Below are 19,859 nucleotides of genomic sequence, written 5' to 3'. Positions count from 1 at the left end.
TAACTCTGACGTTGGTGTCAGCATCCAGCCTCGAACTGCGGCTCTTCACGAGTTCGCCCGGATCGGAAACCGTCGCATGCGCGGAGAAAGGCCTCAAGCACAGATGCAGGCGACCCAACTGGCGGTAGATGGCCGCGCGCAGCGGTTAATCGACACCGCAGCCGATGGTTTCGTGGGGATGGACGGCGGCGGGGTGGTGACCGACTGGAATCAGGCGGCCGAGGAACTGTTCGGCTACACCAAAGACGAGGCAGTCGGCCGCACCGTGAGCGAGCTGATCATGCGTGAACAGGACCGGGCCCCGCATGAGGCGGGGCTGCGCCGGTTCCTGAACACCGGTCAGGCCCGGCTGGTGGGCCGACCGGTGCAGGTCACCGCCCGGCACCGAGAGGGCCGCGAATTCCCCATCGACCTGACGATCTGGGCCCAGGACGAACCCGACGGCGTGTCGCTGTACGCGTTCCTGCGCGATGTCAGCGAGCGGGTGACGGCGGCGGAGTCCTCCGGACAGCTCGCGGCCATCGTCACCGCCTCCTCCGACGCGATCATCAGCAGCGAGCTGGACGGCACGGTACGGACCTGGAACCCCGGCGCGGAGCAGATTTACGGCTACCCGGCGGCCGACATGATCGGTCAGTCCTTCGTGCGGCTGGTGCCGGCGGACCGGTCGGCTGAGTTCGATTTCATCCTGGCCGAGGTGGCCGCGGGGCGGCGGGTCGAACAGCTGGAGACCATCCGGCTACGGGCCGACGGTACGGCGGTGGACGTGTCGCTGACGATCTCGCCTGTGTTTGACGAGGCCGGGGCCGTGCTGCGGCTGGCGTATGTCGGGCGCGATATCACCGCGGCCAAGGCCGCCGATCGGCGGCTGCGCGAGACGAGGGACGCCTTGGCCCGGCAGGCCGCGGAGATGGAGCACCGGGCCTTTCATGACCCACTGACGGGGGTCGCGAACCGGGCGTTGCTGATGGACCGGCTCGGGCTCGCGCTGGCCCAAGCCGGGCGCACCGGCGCCACCATGACGCTGCTGATGATCGACGTCGATGACTTCAAGGACGTCAACGACACCCTCGGGCACAACGCCGGCGACCTGCTGCTCTGCGAGATCGCGGCACGGCTGGGTGCGATCGTTCGAGCCGGCGACACCGTGGCCCGGCTCGGCGGTGACGAGTTCGCGGTCCTCGCCGAGCAGACCTCGACCGGCCACGGCCAAAGGCTGGCTCAAAGGATCGTGGACACGTTGGCCACTCCGGTGGAGATCGGCGGCCAGCGCATCATCCCACGTGCCAGCATCGGGCTCGCCGTGACCGACGCGGCACGGCCAGTCAGCCCTGAGGAAATTCTCCGCAACGCCGACCTGGCCATGTATGCGGCCAAAACGGCCGGCAAAGCCCACTGGTGCGCCTTTCAGCCCGAAATGCACCACGCGCTTACCGCGCGGGTGCAGCTTGAGACCGACCTGCGCACCGCCCTGGAGGCTGGCCAGTTCACTGTGTTCTACCAGCCCATCTGCGACGTTGCTACCGGCCAGACCCGCGCTGTAGAGGCCCTGCTGCGCTGGCAGCACCCCACCCTCGGCTCGATCCCTCCGGTTGAGTTCATCCCGATCGCCGAACAGACTGGGCTGATCGTGCCCATCGGCGCCTGGGTACTCAACGAAGCATGCCGTCAGGTCACCCAGATGCCCACCGTCACAGGCGAGATCACGGTCGCGGTGAACTTGTCCATCAGGCAACTCGCATCACCCGGGTTCGTCGACATCGTCACTCGCGCCCTCGACCAAGCCGGGCTGCCCGCCCACCGCCTCACACTGGAAGTCACCGAGAGCATGCTCGCCGGACCCGATGCCGCCATCGCGGTCCAACTGCGGGAACTGCGCGCTCTCGGCGTGAAGCTGGCGGTCGATGACTTCGGCACCGGACACTCCTCACTCGCCCGGCTGCGCAACCTTCCCTTCACCACCCTCAAGATCGACAAATCCTTCATCGACGAACTCACCGACACCGGTCCGAAAGACATCATCGTCAACGCCGTCGTGGCCATGGCCCACGGCATGGGCCTGCGCGTCGTCGCCGAAGGAGTCGAAACCTCCGCCCAACTCGCCCAACTACGCGAACTGGGCTGTGACGCCGTCCAGGGCTTTCTTCTCAACCGGCCGATGCCCGCGGCCGACCTTCAACGCCACCTCACCGAACAGAACAGGCCCACAAGCGGGGCCAACCAGCCGGACTCACAGTCTTCGCTGGCGCGGTCCCACAAAGGTCCGGGCCTGGACTGTCTGACTGGATAGGCGCTGGCACGCGTCGACGGTCTGGCTGGGCTGCCGCAGCTGCGAACTGGATATCCGGCCGCAGCCGGGCACCGGGGCCGACGGTGGGCAGTCGGTCGGCGCCGCGGTGGCGGCGTACGCAGCTATCTCGGGATGCCGGCTGTCCGGCGCTGACCCGGAGACGATGGGGTTAAGCTGAAAGGACACCCTTTGAAAGGCGCGGCCCCGTGAACAGTTTGTTCTTTTGGATCATCGTTTTGTCATTCCTGGTCCCGATGGCGATGCGCCTGTATAAGAAATCCGTGCGACGCCGGAACCAGGACCAGGGCATGCCCGGCGGGTACCCGGACCAGCAGGGCGGCCCGTTCCCCACGCAGTTCGGGAAGTTCCCCGGCCAGCAAAGCAACCAGCCGCGGGACGGCTTCACGCAGCGGGACTACTATGGCGGGTTCGGCCAGCTGGGCGCCCCGCAGCCGCCAGCAAACCAGCCGTACCCCGGACAGCCGGGCTACCCCGGACAACCAGGCTATCCCGGACAACAGGGCTACCAGCCCCCGGTGCCCTATGAGGACAGCCCCGAGTACCTGAACAATCCGCCGCAACCGCAACCGAGATCGGAACAGCGACCGGAACAGCAGCACCCCCCGCAGCAGCCGTCCTGGCAGCAGAGCCCGCCGGTGGTGCCGCCCGTGCCGTCGGCCCCGCAGGGCTTCCGGGCGCGGAAACTGGCGGAACTGGACCAGCGCTACAGCAACGGCGAGCTCGCCATGGAAGACTACATGGCCCAGCGCGCGGAGATCATGAAGGGCTAGCCGTGCCCACGCATGCCAGGCACGAACGAAGAGAGGCCCCGCAGCTGCGGGGCCTCTCTTCGTACGTGCACCGGCGCCGGGCCGGCCGGTGTCAGTCGACCTGCGGGAAACCGAGGTCGATCACCGAGGTGGACGGGTCCGGCCAGCGGGTGGTGACCACCTTGCCGCGGGTGTAGAAGCGGATGCTCTCGGGGCCGTACATGTGGGTGTCGCCGAAGAGCGAGTTCTTCCAGCCGCCGAAGGAGAAGGTTCCCACCGGCACCGGGATGGGCACGTTGACGCCCACCATGCCGGCCTCGACGTCGAACTCGAACTGCCGGGCGGCGCCGCCGTCGCGGGTGAAGATCGCCACACCGTTGCCGAACTCGTTGTCGTTGACGAGCTTGACCGCATCGGCGTACGTCTCGACCCGGACCACCGAAAGCACGGGGCCGAAGATCTCGTCGTCGTAGACTTTCATGCCGGGCTTGACGTTGTCGATGAGGCTGACGCCGATGAAGAAGCCCTTGGAGTCGAACTCCTGCGTGCGTCCGTCCACCACCACGGTGGCCCCTTCGTTGGCCGCGCCGGCCACGTAGGAGGCCACCTTGTCGCGGTGCTCGGCCGTGATGAGCGGTCCCATCTGCGAGGCAGGGTCCGTGCCGGGGCCGATCTTGAGCGTGGCCATCCGGGTGGTGATCGCGTCCACCAACTCGTCGGCGATGTTCCCGACGGCCACCAGCACGCTGACCGCCATGCAGCGCTCGCCGGCGGAACCGTACGCGGCGGAGACGGCGGCGTCGGCGGCCATGCTCAGGTCCGCGTCGGGCAGGACCACCATGTGGTTCTTGGCGCCGCCCAGGGCCTGCACGCGCTTGCCGTGGTCCGCGGCACGCTTGTAGATGGACTGGGCGATCGGCGTGGAGCCGACGAAGCTGACGGCCTTGACGTCCGGGTGTTCCAGGAGGACATCCACGGCTTCCTTGTCCCCGTGCACCACGTTCAGCACACCGGCGGGCAGGCCGGCCTCGGCGAAGACCTGGGCGATGAAGAGGGCGGAGGACGGGTCCTTCTCGCTCGGCTTGAGCAGCACGGTGTTGCCGCAGGCCAGGGCGCTGCCGATCATCCACAGCGGCACCATGGCGGGGAAATTGAACGGCGTGATGCAGGCGACGACGCCGACCGGCTGGCGCACCGAGTGGACGTCGACGCCGCCGGACACCTGTTCGGAGCGCTCGCCCTTGAGCGCGTGGGACAGTCCGGTGGCGAATTCGATGTTCTCCAGGCCGCGGGTGATTTCGCCTTCGGCGTCGGAGAGGACCTTGCCGTGCTCGCTGGTCAGCAGGGCTGCCAGCTCGGGACGGCGCTGCATCAGCAGTTCACGGACCTTGAAGAAGATGCCGGTGCGCTTGGCCAGGCTCGTGGCGCGCCAGCCCGGCAGGGCGGCGCGGGCAGCCTGGACGGCCTCCTCGACGCGGGCGGCGGACGCCAGGGCGACCTCTTTCTCCTGTTCGCCGGTGGCCGGGTTGAAGACGGGGCCGAAGCGGTCGGCGTCGGAAATCAGGGCGCCGTTGATGAAGTGCGGAATGCGTTCCATGGGGTGGGTCTCTTTCGTGTGGTGCGGGTTCGAAGCGTGCGGCTTGGTGCAGTGCAGTTTGGCGCAGTGCAGCTTGGCTAGTTGGCGGACTCGAGGGAGCCGTCGACGAGTTTGATGATCATTGAGCAGTCCTTGCCGGACTGGCCGGAGTCGATGAGCCGCTGGAAGAGCTGCTGGACGTGCTCGCCGATTTCCAGCGGGGTGCCGGTGTCGCGTGCGGCGCTGATGGCGAGCCCGATGTCCTTGTTGGCCAGCTCGGTGGTGAAGGTCGGCGCGAAGTGGTTGTTCGAGGCCGCGGTGGGGACGACGCCGGCCACCGGGTACCAGGTCCGCAGGGCCCAGCTGTCACCGGAGGATACGGAGGCGATGTCCCAGAACACCTGCTTGTCCAGGCCGAGCCGCTCGGCAAGCACTGCACCCTCCGCCGTCGAGGCCAGGTTGATGAAGAGCATGAGGTTGTTGCAGATCTTCGCGGCCTGGCCGGTGGTGGCGCCGCCGGTCGGGATGATGTTCGCCGCCATCGGACGGATGTACTCGGTGGCCTCGGCAACGGCGCCTGCCTCGCCGCCGATCATGAACGTCAGGGTTGCGGCCTTCGCGCCGCTCATCCCGCCGGAGACCGGGGCGTCGACGAAGCGGAAGCCGGCGGCAGCGGCGGCGTCGTGCAGGGCCTGGGCGGAGGCGATGTCGATGGTGGAGGAATCCACCAGGAGCGTGCGGGTCTCCGCGTGGGCCAGGACGCCGTCCTCGCCGAGGTAGACGGCGCGGGCGTGCTCGCCCTTGGGGAGCATGGTGAAGACGACGTCGGCGCCGTCGACGGCTTCGGCAATGCTGCCGGCCGGCTTCACGCCGCCTGCTTCGGCGGCGGAGAGGGCCTCGGTGTTGAGGTCGAAGCCGCGGACGTCATGCCCGGCCTGGGCGAGATTCACCGACATGGACCCGCCCATGTTCCCCAGTCCGATCCAAGCGATTACTGCCATGGCGAAAGCTCCTTTGCTTTAAGTCCGCATCATCCGGCCGGAACGCCGGGATGTTCCGTGTCCAGCATCACACCCTGCTACAGTGCAATCAAGGCAAAAAACTACAGACGGCATGTGCATGGATGCACATCGGCCCGTTGGAGGAGAGGCATTGTGGACTTGAGGCGGCTTCCGAGCCCCGATGACCTGCTGATCCTGCTGACCGTGGCGCGGCTGGGCCGGTTCAATGCGGTCGCGGAGACACTCGGCACCACCCACACCACCATCTCCCGCCGGATCCTCGCCCTGGACAAGCAGCTGGGCGGGCGCACCCTGGAACGGAACCCGCACGGCTGGGAGCTGACGGAGCTCGGCAGCCAGGCGGTCGCCGCGGCCGAGGCTATCGAGGGCACCCTCGGCGCGCTGTCCAGCCGCATCACCCGGACGGGGGACCTGCTCTCCGGCCTGGTCCGGATGGCGACGCCGGACGGCTTCGGCGCCGGCTTCGTCGCACCGGCGCTGGTGCGGCTGCAGCAGGAACATCCGACGCTCAACGTGGAATTGCTCAGCGCCACGCGCAAGGTCAGCCAGAACCGCTCCGGCGTGGACCTCGAGGTGGTGGTGGGGAACCTGGACGTCAGCAACGCCCAGACCATCTTCCTGAGCAACTACTTCCTCCGGCTGTATGCGAGCCCGCAGTACGCGCAGGAGCGTGGGCTGCCCCTCACGCTCGACGACGTGAGGCAGCACGGCTTTGTCTCCTACGTGGAATCGGCACTGCAGGTCGCCGAACTCGGCCACCGCTCCACCCAGCTTCCCGTGCCCCGGTCCAGCTTCCAGGCCACCAGCATCTTCGCCCAGCTCGAGGCCGTGCGCCGGGGCGGCGGGATCGGGCTGCTGCCCAATTTCCTGGTGGTGGGGAATCCCGACTTCCTGCCGGTGCTGCCGGACGACTTCCAGCGGCAACTCCCCATCTGGGCCGTGGCGCGCTCGGAATCGCTGCGCTCGGCCCCCGTGCAGGCCGTGCTCGAAGCGATCCGCACCGAGGTCGCCGAGCGCCAGGCAGTCCTGGCAGGTTGAGCACAGCACGCACAGAACAACAGCCCCTGTTCCCGCAGTGCGGGACAGGGGCTGTCGTTTCTTGCCTGTTACTTTTTGCCTGTTATTTCTTGCCTGCTACTTTCTGCCTGTTACTTCCTGCCTGTTATTTCTTGCCTGCGGCAAGCAGGTCGGCCGTGCCCTGGGCGTCGGCGGCGTCGACGTCGTGCAGCGAGATGCCGCGGGTTTCCTTCAGGAAGAAGACCGCGACTGCCGTGATGGCGCAGGCGATCAGCAGGTAGATGGCCACCGGGGTGGAGGAGCCGAAGGCGCTCAGCAGCGCGACGGCGATGATCGGGGCCAGCGAGCCGGCGACGATCGACGTGACCTGGTAGCCCAGCGAGACACCGGAGTAGCGCATCCGGGTCGGGAACATCTCGGCCATGATGGCCGGCTGGCCGGCGTACATCAGCGAGTGGAACAGCAGGCCGATGGTGATCGCGGCGAGGATGACGAGATCGTTCCCGGTGTCCATCATCGGGAAGGCGAAGAAACCCCAGGTGGCGCCGAGGACAGCGCCGGCCATATAGACGGGCTTGCGGCCGAACTGGTCCGAAAGCTTGCCGACCATCGGTACGGCACAGAAGTGCACGAAGTGCGCAACGAGCAACAGCAGCAGGATCCGCGAAGTGTCCGTGTGGACCACCGTCTTGAGGTAGGTGATGGAGAACGTGACCACGAGGTAGTACAGGATGTTCTCCGCGAAACGCAATCCCATGGCGGTGAAGACGCCCCGCGGGTAGCGGCGGAAAACCTCGGCGACACCGTAGCCCTTCTTGCCGGCCTCGACCTCCTTGCGGGCTTCCAGGAAGATGGGGGCGTCACTGACCTTGGTGCGGATGTAGTAACCGATAACCACGATCACGGCGGAGAGCCAGAACGCGATGCGCCAGCCCCAGCCGAGGAAGTCAGCGGAGGACAGGACCGAGGAGAGCAGGAACAGCACACCGGTGGCGAGCAAGTTGCCCATCGGAACCGCCGACTGCGGCCAGCTGGCCCAGAAGCCGCGGGACTTGCTGGGGCTGTGCTCGGCGACGAGCAGGACGGCGCCGCCCCATTCACCACCGACGGCGAAGCCCTGAACGAAGCGCAGGAAGACCAGCAGGGCCGGGGCCCAGTAGCCGATCTGGGCAAAGCCCGGCAGGCAGCCCATCGCGAAGGTGGAGGCACCGACCAGGATGATGCTGAGCTGGAGGAGCTGCTTGCGGCCGAACTTGTCGCCGAAGTGGCCGAAGACGATCCCGCCGATGGGGCGGGCAATGAAGCCGACCGCATAGGTGAGGAAGGCGGCGAGGATGCCGTCCAGTTCGGTCCCCGAGTTGGGGAAGAACATCTTGCCGAAGATCAGGGTGGCGGCGGACGCGTAGAGGAAGAACTCGTACCACTCCACCACGGTGCCGGCCATCGAGGCGGCAACCACCTTCTTCAGGCCGGACGTTTTGACGTCGGGCTCTTCTGCGCGCCTCGCGGCCGCGTTTTCCGTACTCATCGTGACTCCTTCGGTGTCTCCGTCGACACCCTGTGGACCATTGGGCAGAGGACGCCTGTGATTTGTGACACGCGGCATCATTCCCAATGAGTATGGTCCCTCCCGGCCCCGGCCTCAACGGCCATTAGTGCAGGGCGCGTCTGCAAAAATGCACAATCGGCGGCCGTTTCGGCCGAGGCGATGGCGGTTTGAGGCCATTGACGGGCGGCGGGCAGGGGTCAGCTGAAGAAACCTTCCCGGAGCTGGCCGCTGAGCTGGCCAATCTCGGTCAGGAAGCCGTCGTGGCCGATCGGCGCCTCGATCAGCTGCACCTCCACCTCGCCGGGCAGCGCCTCGGCGAGCGCCCGGGACTGCGCCGGGAAATACAACCGGTCCGAGTCCACGGCCGCCACCAGGAACTCGGCCGTGGCCGGCGCCAGGGCCTCCTCGAGCGCCCCGCGGCCGCGGCTGATGTCGTGGCTCATGAGGGCCTCGGTGATGGCGATGTAGCTGTTCGCGTCGAAGCGCCGGACCAGCTTGCTGCCTTGGTGGTCGAGGTAGCTCTCCACCTGGTAGCGCCCCCGGCCCGCCAGCGATCCGGCTTCCAGCGGAGCCTCGGACGCCTGGGGATTCCGGCCGAAGCGTCCGTCCAGTTCGGCGGCGGAGCGGTACGTGATGTGCGCGATCCGGCGCGCCAGGGCCAGGCCCGCAACAGGCCCCGGGCCGCCGTAGTAGTCCCCGCCCCTGAAACTCGGATCCTGGCGGATGGCGAGCGTCTGGGCCTGGGCAAAGGCGATCTGTTCGGCGGTGCTGCTGGCCCCGATGGAAATCACGGCACAGCGCCGGACCCGCTCCGGGAAGGTCACGGCCCACTCGAGGGCCCGGGCCCCGCCGAGGGATCCGCCGAGCACGGCGTACCAGCTGCGGATGCCCAGGGCGTCGGCCAGCCGGGCTTCGGCGGCGGTGGTGTCCCGCAGGGTGACCAGCGGAAAGCGGGAGCCCCAGGGCCGGCCGTCAGGAGCCGGCGTCGAGGGTCCGGTGGAGCCGTAGCAGCCGCCGAGGATGTTGATGGAGACAACAAAGAACCTGTCGGTGTCCACGGGGGCGCCGGGCCCGGCGAGCTGTTCCCACCAGCCGGGCTCCTCGCCGGCACCGCGGGTGACGTGGGTGTCCCCGGTGAGGGCATGCTCGATCAGCACCGCATTGGAGCGGTCCGCGTTGAGGGTCCCCCACGTTTCATAGGCGAGGGTGACATCGGGCAGCCGGGCGCCGGATTCGAGTTCCAGGCCGCCGGTCCGGAGGTACCGGACGGTCCCGTCCGGAACGGTATCGGGAACTGTGCCGGGCAGTGTTTCGGGAACTGTGGCTGGCACTGTTTCGGGCAGCGCGGCGGCCGGGCCGGTGGCTGGCGTATGGGCGGTTTTGCTTCCGGGTACACCCGTGCGGGTGGCGGCAATCGTCATGTAAGGACCTAACTTCGCGCTTGCCCGCCGTCGGCAGACCGGCAGGCCCGGTCTTCACCCGGGGCACCCCGCCGCAAAAGGAGGGTTGCCGGCCAGCAAGCCGGGGCTGTCACTGGCACTCATGACCTGCAACTAGCTTACGAAACGAGGCGCCGGTGCGGCGAAGATTGTGACGGCTATGTGACTCGAGGCCGGGTGCCCGGCACCGGGGAAGTTCCCGGCACCCCTGGGGCAGGGTGCCGGGAACCTGGCGGATTCAGACGCCCTTGGCCGCGCGGAAGCCGGCGTCGAGGTCCGCGATGATGTCGTCAATGTGTTCCAGACCCACCGAAAGCCGTACGAGTCCGGGATTGACGCCGGCAATTGTCTGCTGTTCGGGCGAGAGCTGGCTGTGGGTGGTCGACGCCGGGTGGATGACCAGCGAGCGCACGTCGCCGATGTTCGCCACGTGCGAGTGCAGTTCGAGGGCGTCGACGAAGCGCTTGCCGGCCTCTGCTCCCCCGGCGATGTTGAACGCCACGACGGCGCCCGTTCCCTTGGGCCCGTACTTGCGGCCGCGCTCGTACCAGGGGCTGGAGGGCAGCCCGGCGTAGGCGACCGATTCGACGTCGGCCCGGGCCTCGAGCCATTCGGCCACCCGGGTGGCGTTGGCGACGTGGCGTTCGACGCGCAGGCTCAGGGTCTCGATGCCCTGGGCGATGAGGAAGGCGTTGAACGGCGACACGGCGGAGCCGAGGTCACGCAGGAGCTGGACGCGGGCCTTGAGGATGTAGGAGAGATTCGCGCCCAGGGCGCCGTCCGCCCCGAGGTCCCGGGCGTAGACGAGTCCGTTGTAGCTGGGGTCCGGGGTGTTGAAGCCGGGGAACCGCTCCGGGTCCTTGCCGAAGTCGAAGTTGCCGGAGTCCACGATCACGCCGGCGATTGCGGCACCGTGGCCGCCGAGGTACTTGGTGGCGGAGTGGACCACGATGTCCGCACCCCACTCGATCGGCCGGATCAGGTACGGCGTGGAGAGGGTGTTGTCCACGATCAGCGGGACCCCGGCCCCGTGGGCCACCTTCGAGATGCCCTCGAGGTCCAGGACGTCCTGGCGGGGGTTGGAGACCACTTCGCCGAAGAACAGCTTGGTGTTGGGCCGGACGGCGTCGCGCCACTGCTCCAGGTTGTCCGGGTCCTCCACGAAGGTCACGGAGATGCCGAACTTCTTCAGCGTGTGGGCCAGCAGGTTGTAGGTTCCGCCGTAAAGGCTGGGGCTGGCCACCACGTGGTCGCCGGCCTCGGCGACGTTCAGGATCGCGAAGGTCTCCGCAGCCTGGCCGGAACTGAGCAGCAGCGCCCCGAGACCGCCTTCCAGGCTCGCCACCCGCTGCTCCACCGCGTCCTGGGTGGGATTGCCGATCCGGGTGTAGATAGGGGCGAGTTCGGCAAGCGCGAAGCGGTTGGCGGCGCTTTCGGCGCTGGGGAACACGAACGACGTCGTCTGGTAGATGGGCAGGGAACGCGCGCCGGTCGCGCTGTCCGGCTCCTGGCCGGCGTGGATCTGGCGGGTTTCGAAGGACCAGGCATTGGACATCGGGATACTCCTCAAGGACCGGGCACAGGCCACCCACAGGCCATCGGCCCGGGGCGGTGCAGGCGCCGCGCTTGCCCTCCGGCGGGCGCCGGACGGCCAGGTCTTCACCCGGGGCACCCCACCGCGATACGAGGGTTGCCGGCCAGCAAGCCGGGGCTATCCGCTGGCACTCATGACCTGGCTTCAGTGTAGGAACGCTGTGCGGGCCTTGGATAGCTTTGTGACGAAGATGAAGCCCGCCCTCCGGCGCCCCGGGTCCGGGGGCGGGTCCTGCCGCGTCGGGCGCAACGATGGTCCCCGCACCACCACAGAATGACATCCCATCTCGCTTAGGCTGCCCTAAGCTGAGAGCTCCATCACAAAGTGCCAAGATGATGGCATGCGCATGGATCACGTCTCTTACGCCTGTGAACGAGATGGTTTGGCAGCCACCACCGACCGTATTGCGTCCGCCCTCGGCGTCGAAGCCGTAAAGGGCGGAATACACCCCCGTTTCGGGACCCGCAACATGATTATCCCGCTCGCGGGACACAAGTACCTGGAAGTCGTCGAGGTCCTGAACCACCCGGCCTCGGACAAGGCTCCCTTCGGCCAGGCCGTACGCGCCCGCTCCGAAGCGGGCGGCGGCTGGATGGGCTGGTGCGTCGAGGTTGACGACCTGGCGCCGTTCGAGCAGCGGCTCGGCCGCGCTGCCGCCAACGGCAACCGGAAGTTCCCCGACGGCCGCGAGCTGGTCTGGAAGCAGATCGGCATCCTGGGACTCATCGCCGACCCCCAGGTCCCGTACATGCTCAAGTGGGAGGGCGATCCGGAGCTGCACCCCTCCAACGCCTACCCGAGCGACGTCAAGATGACGGCCCTGACCATCGCCGGCTCGGCGGACCGCGTCACGGAATGGCTGGGTGAACAGGTGGAGAACCCGCTGGAAGATGTCGCCGTCAACTGGCTTGCCCCGCACGGCACGCCCGGCATCCTCTCCGTCACCTTCGAAACCGCTTCCGGAGCCGTCACCATCTGAGGCCTTCACCGCCCTAACACTTCGGCCGCCATCAGCGGGTGCCAATGACGTCACCCATTGATGGCGGCCGAGATCGTTTAACGGCGGGCGCGGGCGGGCCGGGCGCTACTCAGCCAGGCGCGGGCCGGGGCGGCTCAGCCCCGGCCGGCTCAGCCCAGGCCGATGGCCTTGCCGAAGAGGCTGAACCCGACGAACGCCACGATGTCCAGCAGCGCGTGGGCAATGACGAGCGGCATCACCCGGCGGGTCCGGGTGTAGATCAGCGCGAAGATCACGCCCATGACCGCATTGCCGATGAACGGCCCGAAGCCCTGGTACAGGTGGTAGCTGCCGCGCAGCATGGAGCTGGCAAAGATTGCCACGGGCATGCTCCAGCCGAACTTGCCCAGCCGGTCCAGCAGGTAGCCCACCACAATGACCTCCTCCACGATCCCGTGCCGGACCGCGGAGAGGATCAGCACCGGCACCGTCCACCAATAGGAGTCCAGCGCACTGGGGATGATCGCCGTCGTGATCCCCAGCGCCCGGCCGGCGGCGTACAGGCCCAGCGAGGGGATCCCGATCAGCGCGGCCAGGCCGAGTCCCTGCAGCAGGTCCTTGCCGGGCCGGGCGAAATTGAAGCCCAGCTTGCCGAAGGCGGTGGCGCCGTGGCTGCTACTTCCGGTCACGCTGCTGCTTCCGGACAGGCTGCCGTTTCCGGACAGGCTGCTGTTCACGGTCAGGCCGGCCCGGTGCTCGGTGAGGAAGTAGATCACCAGGGCCACCGGCACCAGCGCGAAGATGATGTCCAGCAGCTGGTAGGTGAGGTCGAAGTACTCGCGGCTGCTTTGCGAGCGGTTCAGCGTGGAGGTCCCCTGCGCCAGCGGCGCCCTGGTCATCTTGTCCAGCAGCTGCACCACGGAATACACAGCCGACTGCCCCAGCGACAGGCCCAGCACAATCAACACTTCTATCCGCAGCCGACGGCGGGAGGGAACCAACATGTTCCTATCTTGCCTGCAGTTGCTGGCAGTTGCCTGCTTCCGGGCTCTGGCGGGGCCGCCGGATGGCAGGGCCCTATGCTTGGGATGTATGAGTGCGCCCGGGAAAATCATCATGATCCGGCACGGCCAGTCTGCCGCCAACGCCGACACCTCCATTTACAACCGGGTGCCGGACTACCGGATCCCGCTCACGGGGCTGGGCCTCGAGCAGGCCCGGGCCGCCGGCGAGCAGGTCCGGCGCCTGCTCGATGGCCGCCAGGTCTGCGTTTATGTCTCCCCGTATCTACGGGCGTACCAGACCCTCGAGGCCCTGAACCTGGGCCCGCTGACAGAGCGGGTCATCGAGGAGCCGCGGCTGCGCGAGCAGGACTGGGCGAACTTCCAGATCGCCGGCGACATCGAGGACCAGAAGGAGCTCCGGAACGCCTACGGCCACTTCTTCTACCGTTTCCGGGAGGGCGAGTCCGGCTCCGATGTGTACGACAGGATCTCCTCGTTCATGGAGACGCTGTACCGGCACTGGTCCAAGCCCAGTTATGCCCCGAACGCCCTGTTCGTGACACACGGGCTCACCATGCGGCTGTTCTGCATGCGCTGGTTCCATTGGTCCGTGGAGTACTTCGAGTCCTTGAACAACCCGGACAACGCCGAGGTCCGGACGCTGCTGCGGACCAGCCGCGGCAAGTATGAACTGGACAAGCCCTTCAGCCAGTGGGTGGACCGGCGCGTGGACGAGACCGTCCTGGACGCCCCGCCGATGTTCTTCTGAGCCGATGTTCTCCTGAGCGGTGGCATCTTCACGTGAAGATGTCGGCCACGTACCTGCCGTGGGTGCGTTCCACCTCGTCCATCCACGCCTCGGCGTCCGCCGCCGAGGCCCCGGTGGCCTCCCGGTAGATGAGCGCGCACGTGTCGCGGACCTGCGGCGCCATGTGCTTGCCGTCGCCGCAGACGTAGACCGTGGCGCCCTGTTTGACCAGCTCGACGACGTCGGCCCGGTCTGCCCAGAGCCGGTCCTGAACGTACTTCAGGCCGTCCTCGGGCGCGGTGGAAAAGACCGGCCGGAGATCGAGATTGGCTTGGCCCGCCCACGACGCAAGCTCCGCACGGTAGAGGAAATCGGCATCCGGGGCACGGCAGCCGAAGAACAACAAAGCGGGCGCCGGAGTCGTATCCTCGGCCTCGGCCCGCAGCGCCCGGTCCTGGACGAATCCGCGGAAGGGTGCCAGCCCGGTTCCTGCACAGACCATGATGAGCGGGACGTCCAGGGACGGGGGCGGGTGGAAGGCCGCATTCGAGGGACAGACATTGACCGCAACCCTTGAACCGGGCCTGGCCTGGGCGAGGTAGGTGGATGAGGCACCTTCGAAGACGCCGCGGCCCGACCACGCCGGGGCCTGGATGACGGCGAAGGTCAGGGTTGCGTGGTCGGGGCTCCAGAGCGGGGACGAGGAGATGGAGTACCGCCGAGGCGTCAGCTGGGTCAGCAGCTGCAGGAACGAGGTGAACGACAGCTGGCATGACGGATACGTCTCGAGCAGGTCCAGGATGGAGACCCGCTTGTCGAGGATCTCCGCCGCATGGCGCCCGCGGTCCTGCGCCAGTGCCTCGAGCTCCCGGCGGTGGGCAGGATCCGCCGCGACCTCGGCCAGGTACTCGAGCTGGGTCCGCGTGGCCGGGACCGCAAGTTCGACATAACTGCTCAGCAGCTCACCCACGGCCACGGGAGTACCCGTAGGCAGGAAAGTGTCTCCCTGCTCCATGCTCAACAGGACGTGCGAGTCGTAGTCGAGGCTGAGGCGGGCCAGCGCGCGCTGCACGAGGTCGCTGGGATTCAGCGGCAGTACGGCCAGATAGTCGCCGGTCCGGTAGCTCATCCCGTCTGGCAGGGCGATCTCGACATGCCGCTTGGACCGGGCGCCGGGCTTCGACAGATCGACCAGTTCCCGGTTCACCACGACGGTACCCAGTGCCAGCCCGCTCTCGCGCAGCAGCGGGTCCCGGACGTTGCCCACGAACTGCAGCTCCAGCTGGCGCTGCGCGGCCGGCGGGCTGGTGCTCTGCCCGAGGGCGGCGTCCACGGCGGGCCAGAATCCCGCGTACCACTCGTCGAAATCGCCGAAGAAGTCGCCGCGGGCGTTGGCCTCTCCGCGGGCATAGATCCGCTCGGCACCGGCGTCCTCGAGCCGGGCGTCAATGGCCTTGGGCACCTGCTGGTAGGTCCGCGCCCAGTCCTTGTTGCCGTTGCCGAAGACCGTGTACCGCACCCCGGCGAGGCCGCCGGGCTGCAGGCCCTCGGTCCAGGTCAGGAACTTCCGGGCGTTGTCCGGCGGCTGCCCCTCGTAGGAGGAGGCCACGATGGTGACGAGCCCCGCCGTCGGCAGTCCGCCGGCTGCCTCGTCGAGCGGAGCGATGGTGGGGCTGTAGCCGCGCCGTCCGGCGTCGTTGGCAATGCGCTGGGCGAAATCCCTGGACGTGCCTGCATTGGAACCGTAGAGCACCCGGATCGGGACACCATTGGGGGCGGCGGCTGGCGCTTCCGCCTGCCGGGCATGTTCGACGGCGGCCTGGCTTGCCGTGTTGATCCGGACGTCCCGCCGGCGCACGTGGATGAACAGCCCTTCAGGCTTCATCGTCAGGGTGTGCTTGATCTGCAGTTCATAGCCCGGGTCCGCCGCCGTGATCTCGAAGCGCTGCAGGAGCTTGGCCAGGAACAGCATGGCCTCCTGCAGGGCAAAACCCCGGCCGATGCAGGAGCGCTGCCCGTTGCCGAAAGGCTTCCAGGCATTGGCGGGGATTTCCGCGGCCCGTTCCGGGGAGAACCGCTCCGGATCGAAGATGCCGGCGTCCTCGCCCCACGCCGCCTTGTCCCGGTGCAGCTGCGGGATCAGGACAAGGATGGGCTGGCCCGCGGGGACTTCGTAGCGGCCGCCGAGCGTCGTGTCCTCGTATGGAGCGACGTTGAATGCCGGGGCGGTGGGCCACAGCCGAAGCGTCTCCTTGAGGATCTGGTCCAGGTACCCCAGCCGGGGCAGGTGTTCGAACGTGGCGCTGTCGGTGCCAAGAACCTCGTCCACCACGGCGTGCGCCTTGGCCAGGACGCCCGGATGGCGCAGCAGTTCGTAGAGCGCAAAGGACAGCAGGCCGCTGGTGGTCTCATGCCCGGCGATCAGGAAGGTGACCATCTGATAGCGGATGTTTTCCTCGGACAGCCGCTCACCGGTCACCGGGTCCGCCGCGCTGAGCATGGTGTCGAGGATGTCCTCGCTGCCCGCCGGGCTGGGATTGCGCCGCCGGTCGCTGATGATCTGCTCGGCTACCTCGAACATCAGGGCATTGTCTTCCTCGAGCTGGTGCCGTCTGCGCAGCATGATCTTGTTCTGCACAGGGAGCCTGCGCGCTCGGTCCCTGGATTCGACCAGGGCGCGGACCATGGCGCCGACGAAGGGGTGCATCTCCGCCCGGTAGAGACTGTTGAACCGGTAGCTGAACGAGCACAGCGCGATGGTGTCCAGCGTCAGCCGGGTGGTGTTGTCCGGAACGTCGATCCGGGCGGTGGGGCCGAGCCTCTCCCACTTGAGCAGCAGCTGCTCGACGATGTCGTCCATGCCCGCGAACATGCGCTTCAGCGCCGCGGGCCCGAACGCCGGCATCAGGATCCGGTGTGCCTTTTGCCAGTTGGGTTCCTGTGTTTCTGCGGTGAACAGGCCGTCGCCGGCGAACTGCCGGACCTCCCGCAGGGCAATCCCCAGCACCTTGCCAAAACGGGATTCATCGCACACCTCGTTGACGAGCTGCTGGGAGGAGACGGCGACGACGCTGCGGTTGAAGAACTGGATGCGGACGATGGGGCCATACTGCTCGGCCACCTCGACTATTCCCAGGACGCCCTTGCTGGAGTCGATATCGGGCAGGTTGCCGACCACCGGCCGCGGCGGAGGCTGGGGTATGGGGACGCTGGGCGAAGGCATGGGCCCTCCTGGGCGGTCGCCAATCGACGCTTGTGAGCTACGTTTGCTGCCTGAACCGACGAGACTGTCCGGCTTCGATCCACGATACTCCGGCCAGATCAAGGGCACTATGGGTCCGGTGACGTCGCGGGGAAGCCTCCCGGGTGACCGTCAGCCTGGCCGGGGCCGCGCGATGACCTGGCGGCACAGTCAGCGGGCGCGGACGCCCGCCCGCCACACGGCGTGGGTGAGCGGGATGCCCGGCCGGTAGGCCAGGTGGGTTGCGGAAGGCGCGTTGAGCAGGTGCAGATCCGCGCGGTGTCCGACGGCGATCGAACCGACGGCGCGCTCGCCGTCGGCGTCGTTCCCGGACTCCCGGCCGAGAGCCAGTGCGCCGCCGTAGGTCGCCGCGCGCACGGCCTCGTGGACGCTGAGCCGCATCTGCAGCACCGCGGTGGTGACGCAGAACGCCATGGAGCTCGTGTAGGAGGTGCCCGGGTTGCAGTTGGAGGCCAGCGCCAGCTGCACCCCGGCGTCGAGCAGCTCCCGGCCCGGAGCCAGCGGCTGCCGGGTGGAGAGGTCGCAGGCCGGCAGGCAGGTGGCCACTGTTCCCCGTTTGCCGCCGGCACCGTCAACACCGCCGGCACCGTCCGCGGCGTCCCAGCCGGTCCAGCTAGCGGCGAGGGAATCGACGTCGGCGGCGGAGAGGTAGTTCACGTGGTCCACACTGGCCGCGCCGAATTCGACGGCGAGCTGCACGCCGGGGCCAACGCCCAGCTGGTTGCCGTGGACGCGCAGCCCCAGGCCGGCCTCCTTGCAGGCCCGGAGCACGCGGCGGGACTGGTCCTCGGTGAAGGCACCGCGTTCACAGAAGACATCCGCCCAGCGGACGTAGGGGCGGACCGCCGCAAGCATGGGTCCGCAGACGAGGTCCGTGTACTCCTCGGAATCCACGCCGTCGGGCACGAGGTGCGCGCCGAGGTAGGTCACCTCGTCCACCACGGTCGAGGCGATCCGGGCGCTGCGGGCCTCATTTTCCACGTCCAGTCCGTAGCCGGTCTTGGTCTCCAGGTACGTGGTGCCCTGCGAGACGGCCTCCGCCACCCGGCCCATCGCCAGCCGCGTCAGGTCGAAGTCGCTTGTGCTGCGGGTGGCGCCGGTGGTGACGGCAATGCCCCCGGCACTGTAGCTCTCCCCCGCCATCCGGGCCTCGAACTCGGCGGTCCGGTCCCCGGCGAAGATCAGGTGGGTGTGCGAATCCACCCAGCCCGGCAGCAGGGCACGGCCGCCGGCGTCGACAGCCCCGTCCGCGGCCGGCGCATCGGCAGCGGCGCCGAGCCAGGCGATCCGCTCCCCCTCGATCACCACTGCCGCGTTCTTCAGGACCCGGTGATCCGCGTCCTGGGTCATCAGTTCGGCGATGTTGGTGATGAGGGTGCTCATGAGTCCATTCTTCAGCGCCGGATGGACCAGCGCATAGCCGCCAGCGCCTCCACTGTCCGGGATGCCGGACTGGCGGCTCGGGCCGGGGCCGCGGTGCCGGTGCCGGCTCCTTGTCCGGCCAGGATCAGCCCGGCGGCCAGTTCCGCGAGGCCGGAGGAGGTCTGGAACCCGTAACCGCCCTGGCCTGCGAGCCAGAAGAATCCGGTGGCCTCGGCGTCGAATCCCACCACCGGGACGCCGTCGGCCGCCTCGGTCCTAAGCCCTGTCCACGCCTTGCGGACACCGCGGATCCCCAGGGTGGTGATGCTGTTTAGCCGGGCGATCAGGGCCTCGACGTCGCCCGGAATCGGCTGGGCGTCCTCGGGGCCGCTCGGAACGGACTCCGAGGGAGAGATCAGCACCTGCTCGCCGTCACGCCTGAAATAGAACGACTTGTCGGCAGCGGCCACCATGGGGGTGCCGTCCGGAAGGGGATGTTCGACGTCGACGATCGCCGCGGTGCGCCGGTACGGCTGCAGCTGGACCTTCTCGACACCGCTGAGGACGGCGAGTTCGTCCGCCCAGGCACCGGCGGCGTTGACCACGACGGCGGCCTGGAAGCCTTCCTGCCCGGCGCCGAGTTCCCAGCCGGTGCCGAGGCGCTGGGCGGAATGGACCCTGGCGCCGGTGATGATGTCCACGCCGCCGGCCTCGGCACGTTGGCGGTGGTCCTCGAGCAGAACGGGGGCGTTGCAGGCGAAGGATCCGGCATCCAGGCCTGCGGCGCTGAAGGATTCGCGGACCAGGACCGGGCACAGCTCCAGGGCCTCAGCGTGGGTGATCCGGCGCATGTGGCCGCTTGCTGCCGCACCGACGTCGGCGTCGTCCCCGATCAGCATGAAACTGCGGGGCGAGAGCACCGGCTCCGGCAGTTCGACGTCGCGCGCGGCGATCAGTTCCAGGGTGCGGAGGGTGAGCTCCTGGACCACGGGCGGGCCGTAGCTGGGAATCAGCTGCCGGGCCGAGCGCGCGGAGGTGTGGTATGCCAGGGTCTGCTCGGCCTCGACCAGGGCGACGCTGCATTGTCCGGCGAGGGTGGAGGCAAGGGACAGGCCGGCGATACCGCCGCCGACAATCACGACATCGTAATGAGCTGACATGGCTCCATCCTTGCAGACGGACTTGGTTGCGGCACGGGTTGCGGCGCCGCAAACAGATTCCCGCTGGGCGGGCGACTCCCCGGCTAGTAGGCATTTTTGTTGGTTCGT

At 68.1% G+C, this 19,859-nt stretch carries 14 protein-coding genes and 2 riboswitches; of the genes, 5 read left to right on the top strand and 9 right to left on the bottom strand.

The window, feature by feature from the left end; translation table 11 throughout:
- Positions 1–103 precede the first annotated feature (103 nt).
- Entirely contained in the window at positions 104–2,290 is a 2,187-nt protein-coding gene (locus tag ABIB26_RS18040; RefSeq protein ID WP_354246178.1) for a putative bifunctional diguanylate cyclase/phosphodiesterase, read from the top strand.
- Positions 2,291–2,496: 206 nt separating this feature from the next.
- Positions 2,497–3,081, top strand: a complete 585-nt coding sequence (locus tag ABIB26_RS18035) for a hypothetical protein (protein ID WP_354246176.1) — start codon at positions 2,497–2,499, stop codon at positions 3,079–3,081.
- A 91-nt stretch (positions 3,082–3,172) separates the two neighbouring features.
- Here the strand turns inward: ABIB26_RS18035 and ABIB26_RS18030 are convergent, their stop codons facing one another.
- Together ABIB26_RS18030 and mmsB are read right to left on the bottom strand one after the other, a co-directional pair.
- On the bottom strand, positions 3,173–4,657 hold the full coding sequence (locus ABIB26_RS18030) for a CoA-acylating methylmalonate-semialdehyde dehydrogenase (protein WP_354246173.1): 1,485 nt from the start codon (positions 4,655–4,657) through the stop codon (positions 3,173–3,175).
- A gap of 77 nt (positions 4,658–4,734) precedes the next feature.
- Complete coding sequence (gene mmsB / locus ABIB26_RS18025) at positions 4,735–5,637, bottom strand: 3-hydroxyisobutyrate dehydrogenase (protein WP_354246170.1); 903 nt, start codon at positions 5,635–5,637, stop codon at positions 4,735–4,737.
- A 159-nt stretch (positions 5,638–5,796) separates the two neighbouring features.
- On the opposite strand from mmsB, the gene ABIB26_RS18020 reads away from it, so the two are divergent.
- Positions 5,797–6,696, top strand: a complete 900-nt coding sequence (locus tag ABIB26_RS18020) for a LysR family transcriptional regulator (RefSeq protein ID WP_354246236.1) — start codon at positions 5,797–5,799, stop codon at positions 6,694–6,696.
- Positions 6,697–6,820: 124 nt separating this feature from the next.
- Here the strand turns inward: ABIB26_RS18020 and ABIB26_RS18015 are convergent, their stop codons facing one another.
- From ABIB26_RS18015 to ABIB26_RS18005, 3 genes are all read right to left on the bottom strand, one after another.
- Complete coding sequence (locus ABIB26_RS18015) at positions 6,821–8,203, bottom strand: MFS transporter (protein WP_354246167.1); 1,383 nt, start codon at positions 8,201–8,203, stop codon at positions 6,821–6,823.
- Positions 8,204–8,421: 218 nt separating this feature from the next.
- On the bottom strand, positions 8,422–9,645 hold the full coding sequence (metX, locus tag ABIB26_RS18010; protein ID WP_354246165.1) for a homoserine O-acetyltransferase MetX: 1,224 nt from the start codon (positions 9,643–9,645) through the stop codon (positions 8,422–8,424).
- An 11-nt stretch (positions 9,646–9,656) separates the two neighbouring features.
- A riboswitch (SAM riboswitch) is annotated at positions 9,657–9,772 on the bottom strand.
- A gap of 129 nt (positions 9,773–9,901) precedes the next feature.
- Positions 9,902–11,218 carry a bifunctional o-acetylhomoserine/o-acetylserine sulfhydrylase gene (locus ABIB26_RS18005; protein ID WP_354246162.1) on the bottom strand — a complete coding sequence of 439 codons (1,317 nt, stop codon included), beginning with the start codon at positions 11,216–11,218 and terminating at the stop codon, positions 9,902–9,904.
- Between the two features lie 62 nt (positions 11,219–11,280).
- Positions 11,281–11,396, bottom strand: a riboswitch (SAM riboswitch).
- A gap of 201 nt (positions 11,397–11,597) precedes the next feature.
- Between ABIB26_RS18005 and ABIB26_RS18000 the strand changes: the two genes are divergently transcribed.
- Complete coding sequence (locus ABIB26_RS18000) at positions 11,598–12,236, top strand: VOC family protein (protein ID WP_354246159.1); 639 nt, start codon at positions 11,598–11,600, stop codon at positions 12,234–12,236.
- 149 nt (positions 12,237–12,385) lie between these two features.
- Here ABIB26_RS18000 and ABIB26_RS17995 read toward each other — a convergent pair whose 3' ends face one another.
- The gene (locus ABIB26_RS17995) at positions 12,386–13,219 is read right to left on the bottom strand and encodes a CPBP family intramembrane glutamic endopeptidase (RefSeq protein WP_354246156.1); all 834 of its coding nucleotides are present in this window, start codon (positions 13,217–13,219) and stop codon (positions 12,386–12,388) included.
- Positions 13,220–13,307: 88 nt separating this feature from the next.
- On the opposite strand from ABIB26_RS17995, the gene ABIB26_RS17990 reads away from it, so the two are divergent.
- A complete protein-coding gene (locus ABIB26_RS17990) occupies positions 13,308–13,988 on the top strand; it encodes a histidine phosphatase family protein (RefSeq protein WP_354246154.1) in 681 nt (226 codons plus the stop codon).
- Between the two features lie 28 nt (positions 13,989–14,016).
- Here ABIB26_RS17990 and ABIB26_RS17985 read toward each other — a convergent pair whose 3' ends face one another.
- From ABIB26_RS17985 to ABIB26_RS17975, 3 genes are all read right to left on the bottom strand, one after another.
- The gene (locus ABIB26_RS17985; protein ID WP_354246151.1) at positions 14,017–17,190 is read right to left on the bottom strand and encodes a bifunctional cytochrome P450/NADPH--P450 reductase; all 3,174 of its coding nucleotides are present in this window, start codon (positions 17,188–17,190) and stop codon (positions 14,017–14,019) included.
- A 189-nt stretch (positions 17,191–17,379) separates the two neighbouring features.
- Positions 17,380–18,612, bottom strand: coding sequence for an amidohydrolase family protein (locus tag ABIB26_RS17980; RefSeq protein WP_354246148.1), 1,233 nt, complete (start codon positions 18,610–18,612; stop codon positions 17,380–17,382).
- Positions 18,613–18,623: 11 nt separating this feature from the next.
- Positions 18,624–19,751, bottom strand: a complete 1,128-nt coding sequence (locus tag ABIB26_RS17975) for an NAD(P)/FAD-dependent oxidoreductase (protein WP_354246145.1) — start codon at positions 19,749–19,751, stop codon at positions 18,624–18,626.
- Between the last annotated feature and the right edge of the window lie 108 nt (positions 19,752–19,859).

It is taken from the genome of Arthrobacter sp. UYEF20 (assembly GCF_040546335.1).
Lineage (GTDB): Bacteria > Actinomycetota > Actinomycetes > Actinomycetales > Micrococcaceae > Arthrobacter.
Note: the sequence above shows the minus strand (reverse complement) of the source record. Positions and strands in the feature narration are given on the sequence as shown.

Excerpts from the sequence above, each read along its gene's own strand:
- metX (WP_354246165.1), bottom strand. The coding sequence starts at position 9,645 with ATGACGATTGCCGCCACCCGCACGGGTGTACCCGGAAGCAAAACCGCC.
- ABIB26_RS18005 (WP_354246162.1), bottom strand. The coding sequence starts at position 11,218 with ATGTCCAATGCCTGGTCCTTCGAAACCCGCCAGATCCACGCCGGCCAG.
- ABIB26_RS18030 (WP_354246173.1), bottom strand. The coding sequence starts at position 4,657 with ATGGAACGCATTCCGCACTTCATCAACGGCGCCCTGATTTCCGACGCC.
- ABIB26_RS18015 (WP_354246167.1), bottom strand. The coding sequence starts at position 8,203 with ATGAGTACGGAAAACGCGGCCGCGAGGCGCGCAGAAGAGCCCGACGTC.
- ABIB26_RS17995 (WP_354246156.1), bottom strand. The coding sequence starts at position 13,219 with ATGTTGGTTCCCTCCCGCCGTCGGCTGCGGATAGAAGTGTTGATTGTG.
- ABIB26_RS18040 (WP_354246178.1), top strand. The coding sequence starts at position 104 with ATGCAGGCGACCCAACTGGCGGTAGATGGCCGCGCGCAGCGGTTAATC.
- ABIB26_RS18000 (WP_354246159.1), top strand. The coding sequence starts at position 11,598 with ATGCGCATGGATCACGTCTCTTACGCCTGTGAACGAGATGGTTTGGCA.
- ABIB26_RS17990 (WP_354246154.1), top strand. The coding sequence starts at position 13,308 with ATGAGTGCGCCCGGGAAAATCATCATGATCCGGCACGGCCAGTCTGCC.
- mmsB (WP_354246170.1), bottom strand. The coding sequence starts at position 5,637 with ATGGCAGTAATCGCTTGGATCGGACTGGGGAACATGGGCGGGTCCATG.
- ABIB26_RS17975 (WP_354246145.1), bottom strand. The coding sequence starts at position 19,751 with ATGTCAGCTCATTACGATGTCGTGATTGTCGGCGGCGGTATCGCCGGC.
- ABIB26_RS17980 (WP_354246148.1), bottom strand. The coding sequence starts at position 18,612 with ATGAGCACCCTCATCACCAACATCGCCGAACTGATGACCCAGGACGCG.
- ABIB26_RS17985 (WP_354246151.1), bottom strand. The coding sequence starts at position 17,190 with ATGCCTTCGCCCAGCGTCCCCATACCCCAGCCTCCGCCGCGGCCGGTG.